The sequence below is a fragment of the Microvirga sp. Mcv34 genome, assembly GCF_024519725.1.
Lineage (GTDB): Bacteria > Pseudomonadota > Alphaproteobacteria > Rhizobiales > Beijerinckiaceae > Microvirga.
This window is the reverse complement of the sequence record NZ_JALJRK010000148.1, coordinates 1-6,039: the sequence shown is the minus strand read 5'-3', so window position 1 is coordinate 6,039 and position 6,039 is coordinate 1. Positions and strand designations below refer to the sequence as shown.

Here is a 6,039-nt window from a genome sequence, read left to right as displayed (position 1 = left end):
TACAAGGATCCGGGTTGGTACAAGCACCCGGAGGGCACGGTCGCTTACGAGTGGAAAGGCGAGCAGCTCGCCGAGCCCGCCCGCGCGACCTCGCCCGACAGCGGCGTCAAGGCGACGGAGTTCCGGGCCATCGACCGCCGCAAGCGACCGGTTCGCGCAGCCAACGCAACCAGTCACGAAAATCATTAGGCGTTCAGACTGAACTCTCTAGTGGTCTCCGCCTAACAAAAGAGTCCGTTTGGGATTCCGCTTGGTGAGTGCTCATGCGAGGCTGGGGCATGCGCACTGGCATCTCCATTACCCTGACACCCTGTGACCGGCTTCGTCTTGAGGCTGTCATCAGCAACCGGAACACGGCTCAGAAACATGTCTGGCGGGCCGCCATCGTGCTGTTGAGCGCCGATGGCCTTGGTACGACCGAGATCATGCGCCAGACCGGCACCTCCAAGACCTGCGTCTGGCGCTGGCAGGAGCGCTTCGTGCAGGAAGGCGTCGACGGTCTGCTGCGCGACAAGACGCGCCCGTCCCGGATCAAACCGCTCGGGCCTGAGATTGCTGAGCGGGTGGTCCACCTGACGCTTTCCGATCCGCCCGTTGAGGCGACCCACTGGACCGCCGCCATGATGGCCAAAGAGAGTGGCATCAGCGCCAGTGCGGTGCGGCGCATCTGGCGGGCTCATGGCCTCCAGCCGCACCGCTATCGCCGGTTCAAGCTCTCGAACGATCCCAGGTTCGCCGAGAAGCTTCGGGACGTGGTCGGGTTGTATATCGATCCGCCCGCTCATGCCATCGTGCTGTCAGTCGATGAGAAAAGCCAGATCCAGGCGCTCGACCGCACCCAGCCCGGCCTGCCGCTCAAGAAGGGGCGGCTGGGCACCATGACGCACGACTACAAGCGCCATGGCACCACGACACTGTTTGCGGCCCTGAACGTGCTGGACGGCACCGTCATCGGCCGCAACATGCAGCGCCACCGGCATCAGGAGTTCATCCGCTTCCTGAATGCCATTGAAGCTCAGGTACCCACGGGCAAGGCCGTGCACGTGATCCTCGACAACTATGCGGCTCACAAGCATGCGAAGGTCCGTGCCTGGCTCGACCGCCATGAGCGCTTTACTTTCCACTTCATCCCGACCTCATGCTCATGGCTCAATGCCGTCGAGGGCTTCTTTGCCAAACTGACCCGACAGAGGCTCAAGCGTGGCGTGTTCCACTCCGTGGTTGATCTCCAAGAAGCCATCAACCGCTACGTGGCCGAGACGAATGCCCGTCCCAAGCCTTTCACCTGGACGGCCGATCCGGATGAAATCATCGCTGCCGTCCGACGAGGGCACCAAGCGTTAGATTCCATCCACTAGCCGGCACTCGCACTTGCCATAATGGTGATGGTGGCAGTGGCCACCATGCATGAACAGGTGGATATGGGCAGGCTATCAGGAGTAGGTAGAGTGAGATGAGTTCTAGTGCCGTTGTGGCTCCATTCAGGTTGGGTGGATTTCAATGTTGTCAGGCAGGCTCATTACCGGAGAGACTGATGCTCACACAAAGATTTTTCCGCGTGATTGGTCTGCCTCCTGAAAAGTGATCCTCCCTGAAGTATGGCTTTTGAGCCGAAGGAGGACTGAGACATGGGCAAGAAGAGGCACACGGCCGAGGAGATCGTTTCCAAGTTGCGGCAAGTAGACGTGCTGACGGCACAAGGCCGGACGGTGGCCGAGGCCATCCGGCAGATCGGCGTGACGGAAGTGACTTACTACCGCTGGCGATCCGAGTACGGCGGGCTCAAATCCGATCAGGTCAAGCGGCTGAAAGAACTCGAGATGGAGAACGCCAGGTTGCGCCGGGCTGTCTCGGATCTCACCCTGGAGAAGCTGATCCTGAAGGAGGCGGCTTCGGGAAACTGGTAAGCCCCGCTCGCCGTCGCGCCTGTGTGGGGCATGTGATTGCCAAGTACGGCGTCTCAGAGCGGCTGGCTTGCCGGGTTCTGGGCCAGCCTCGCTCCACCCAGCGCAAGATCCCCAAAGAGCCGGAAGATGAAGCGGCTCTGACGGCCGACATCATCGCATTGGCCACCCAGTACGGCCGCTACGGCTACCGGCGCATCACGGCCCTGCTGCGCGATGCTGGCTGGCTCGTGAACAAGAAGCGGGTCGCGCGGATCTGGCGGCGGGAGGGGCTCAAAGTGCCACAGAAGCAATCGAAGAGAGGAAGGCTCTGGCTCACTGACGGATCCTGCATCCGCCTGCGGCCGGAGTATCCCAACCATGTGTGGTCGTATGACTTTGTCGAGGACCGCACCCATGACGGGCGCAAGTTCCGCATGCTCAACATCATCGACGAGTTCACGCGCGAATGCCTGGCCATCCGGGTGAGCCGAAAGCTCAAGGCCGTCGATGTGATCGACGTGCTCTCGGACCTGTTCATCCTGCGTGGTGTGCCGGGGCACATTCGTTCAGACAACGTCCTATGTGGGGAAGCAGCAGCGGCGCTGGGCCAGCAGATCTCAGCACGCCGATTTGCTGGATCGGCGCTTCAGTTAGAGTGAGCCAGGTGGTTTCCACCGTCAACGGGATTGTTCTCTCCCATAGCAAACACAGGATCCAGCGGTCATCGCCGTGGTCCTCACCGTCCTCAATACGAGATACACCCCAGGTGGAAGGCCCAAACATTATCTACAGGGTCGCTTGCGCGCCCTCACGGCCCACACAGAGAGAGGTCCTTCCACCCGGCACCGGACGCTCAAAGAACGGCCGGTATTCTGTTCCGCCCTTGATCACTGCGTGCACCACACGCGCCATCTTGGCGGTTAACGCTGTCACGGCCTTGCGGCGCAGATCGGCATCGTGGCGATCGCGCTCGGTGTAGCGGCCGAGTTTATCCCGAAAGCTGTTGTCGCGCTGGCGCATTGCCACCTGGGCGGCCATCCATAGCGCCCGGCGCAGGCGGGCATTGCCGTACTTCGACAGCTTGGTGCGGCCGCGGAACGTGCCGGACCGGCAGGTGGCCAGATCAAGGCCGCAGAACTTCAGGAACTGACGATGGTGTCCGAAGCGGCGCAGGTCACCGGCCTCTGCCATAATGGTCAGGGCATGGATCGGCCCGATACCTGGGATGGTGCACAGCCGCTGGTAGTCAGCGTGATCGGCCAGCATTGCATGAGCCAGCCCCTCGATCTGGTCCCGCTGGCGGATGAGACTGCGCGTCTCGGCTAGAACCATGCGGAACATCGTGATGGCCGCAGAGCCTTCAGCCACGGGCAGAGCCGTGGAGGCGCGTGCGGTCTCGTAGATGTCGTTGAGCAACCTGGCTTTTGAGACCTTGCGGCCGATCACGGGCCATGCCTCCTGCACAAAGCTCTCCCGATCCAGAGCCGTGATGCTGGAGGGTGTGGGAAAGCGTTCGAGCAGCGCCAGGAACCAGTCGGAGCGGCTGTTGCCGGCAAAGCGCTCAATCTCGGGAAAGTACAGGGGCAGGTAGTGGGTCAGGATCCGGTGCCAGGTCTCGGTCTTGGCTTTCGAGATTGCCTCGTGGGTCTTCGACAACTCCTGGAGGTCGTTGATCCCCGCCGCCAAAGGATCGACATAGCGTTGGGTCGCGCCGATCTGGAGCATATGCAGGATCACCTGCGCGTCCTTGGGATCGTTCTTGTCCCAGCCGTTGTGCAGGGCTTCCCGAGTGCGGGCGAGAGCCACAGATGAGACCAGCCGCAGTTCGAAGCCTGCTGAGAGCAGGCGGTAGGCCAGCCCACGATGGTAGTCACCTGTGGCCTCGAAGCCGATGAGCACCGGACCACCATAAGCAGTTAAAGCCTCGACGAGGCGGTCATGATCCGCCTTGGTGCTCAGGATGGTGAGCCGCCGGCGTCGGGCCTGTCCGGGAGCCTCGATGAGCACCTCGTGGCGGTGCTTGGAGATATCGATCGCTACCAGAGTGGCAGGGGCAGGTGTAGGATTGAGATCGGTCATGGTTGGTCGGCCTCCAGCGCGTGTTCAGCGACATCACTGTGAGACCTGCTGGCTGGCCATGACCACCCCAGGCAGCGCGGCTGCGCAACCCGGGCCAGCTCCGCCGCGCTGCTCCCCATGTACTACGGACCTGAGTTCGTCGCCAAAGCCGTGCGCGAGTGGATCACGGCTGTGGGAGCCAGGACGGCTTACATCGAGCCCGGCAGTCCCTGGGAGAACGGCTATTGCGAGAGCTTCAACTCGAAGCTGCGAGATGAACTGCTGAAAGGAGAGATCTTCTACACCCTGGAAGAGGCAAAGGTGCTCATTGAACAATGGCGGCGGCATTACAATACAGTGCGTCCGCACTCATCCCTGGGCTACCGGCCACCTGCACCGGAGGTCTTGCTACCAGCTTCCAAGCTGGCGCCCAGACCAACGCTGAATTAACATCACATACGGATCACCCACATGGGGCAGGCCAGCCTGACGGTTGCCGCCGCGGGTGAGCCGGTGACGCGTGCTCTTGCCGCTTGAGGCGGGAATAGGACAGGCGCCGCACAGTTTGGCGAAGGCCGATTCGAAGCGGATGCGCTCGGGATTGTCGCCCACCAGGATCAGCATCTCGGCAGCTGTACCAGTCGACATCCCATGAGCCTCCTTCAGAACTGGCGCGCAGGCTGTGGTCAGAGCATCGAGAGCAGCATCGTGGCTCTTGATCTCAGCATGGAGCATCAGCCAGCGCCGGGCGAGAGCGCGCAATGTTGCTTTGGCAGAGGCTGTCGGTGATGTCATCGCGCCTGGCCTTAAGGCCGCCAAATGGCGAATCAGCGCCATCGTGCCGGTGAGCCCCTCAAGGCACTCGCGCGAGGCAGCGGGAGCGTTGATGATGATCGTCTTGAGGGTGACCATCGCTTGGGTGCGGCTCTTCACGGCGGTGTCGCGCGCCACCTTGAGGTGGCGGATCATCTCGACCGAGCTGGTGCCGGACTTGGGAGCCGAACGGGCCGCGTTCTCGGCATCGAGCGGATCCGTCTTGCCATGCTGATGCCGGACTTGGCGATTAGGTCGGTTAACCTCGATGACGCTGTGGCCTCTTTCCTGCAGGAAGCGCGATAAGCCAGCGCCATAGGAGCCGGTTCCCTCGATCCCGAAGGTGCGAACAGGGCCAAAGGATCGGGCCCACGTCTCCAGCTCCTGATAGCCTCGAAGGCTCGCCGGCAGCGTGAGAATACCAAGGCGGGCCCCGAGCCCGCTGATGGCGACAGCCGCATGGGTTTGCTTATGGGTGTCGACGCCGATGATGATCTCGGCAGGATCGGTCTCTCGCATTCTTGGTCCTCCGCAGGTCAGAACCTGACGGATCCTGCTGCGGACAGGATTGTGACGGGACGAGTTGAGTTCCCTCAAGCTCCTATCAAGTCACGCCATAACAGGCAGTCAGGTGCCGCCCGGAGGGCCGACACGTCAACGCAATGACACGCACTCAATCATAACAAGGCTCAGGCTCTCCGAGCGGCTCTGACATTCTCACAGTCCTAACATCTCAGAGGTCACTAACATCTCAGATACCCGTTGGCTGCGCCGGCGGCAGGCGGCCCAAGCCTTCAGCCTTGAGGATGCGGTAGACGGCATCCCGGTTGAGATGCGGCAGGAAGTGCGTGACGATGAAGGTGAGGTCATCGAGCGGAAAGCCGGTGGCCTGGCGCAGGGCACAGACGATCGTCCGCTCTTCCGCGGTGGCTTTCCAGGGAAACTTGTGCGGCCGGCTGGAATGGTCCTGGCAGTCCTGTGCTCCGCGCTTGCGCCACTTGCGGACGGTCTCGGTACTGACGCTGAAGCGTTGGGCCAGCACGCCCGTGGGCTCAGACGAGCGGGCAATCTCCTGCCGAACGGCGGGAGTGGTGCGGGCTTGCGGATGAAGGGAGAGCATCACGTCCTCCTGCGGTGAGGAGCTCGACGCCGCAGGCCGTCAAAGCGCCACGTATACTCCTCAATCGCGCAACGCACCTGATCCCAACAACGTTCCGCTACCAAACAGTTTAGTGCGGCAGCGTTGTTGGGATCGGCTGCGGCTTGCCTGATCAGGTCGTCC

General features: G+C 62.0%; 3 protein-coding genes and 4 pseudogenes. 4 read left to right on the top strand and 3 right to left on the bottom strand.

From position 1 onward, the window contains the following. The 3 genes and pseudogenes from OC446_RS28880 to OC446_RS28870 form a co-directional block, all read left to right on the top strand. Positions 1-189 (top strand): annotated as a pseudogene (locus tag OC446_RS28880) (copper oxidase); the annotation flags it as partial. 89 nt (positions 190-278) lie between these two features. Next, entirely contained in the window at positions 279-1,358 is a 1,080-nt protein-coding gene (locus OC446_RS28875) for an IS630 family transposase (protein ID WP_262032370.1), read from the top strand. 270 nt (positions 1,359-1,628) lie between these two features. Beyond that, positions 1,629-2,461, top strand: a pseudogene (locus OC446_RS28870) (IS3 family transposase); the annotation flags it as partial. A 211-nt stretch (positions 2,462-2,672) separates the two neighbouring features. Here the strand turns inward: OC446_RS28870 and OC446_RS28865 are convergent. Continuing rightward, entirely contained in the window at positions 2,673-3,965 is a 1,293-nt protein-coding gene (locus tag OC446_RS28865; RefSeq protein WP_262032369.1) for an IS110 family transposase, read from the bottom strand. A 126-nt stretch (positions 3,966-4,091) separates the two neighbouring features. Between OC446_RS28865 and OC446_RS28860 the strand changes: the two are divergent. Next, positions 4,092-4,394 (top strand): annotated as a pseudogene (locus OC446_RS28860) (integrase core domain-containing protein); the annotation flags it as partial. On the opposite strand, the gene OC446_RS28855 reads toward OC446_RS28860, so the two are convergent. Together OC446_RS28855 and OC446_RS28850 are read right to left on the bottom strand one after the other, a co-directional pair. Then, a complete protein-coding gene (locus OC446_RS28855) occupies positions 4,353-5,276 on the bottom strand; it encodes an IS110 family transposase (RefSeq protein ID WP_262032368.1) in 924 nt (307 codons plus the stop codon). The pseudogene OC446_RS28860 and the gene OC446_RS28855 overlap by 42 nt on opposite strands. A 235-nt stretch (positions 5,277-5,511) precedes the next feature. Continuing rightward, positions 5,512-5,877: pseudogene (locus tag OC446_RS28850) on the bottom strand (IS481 family transposase); the annotation flags it as partial. Positions 5,878-6,039 lie beyond the last annotated feature (162 nt).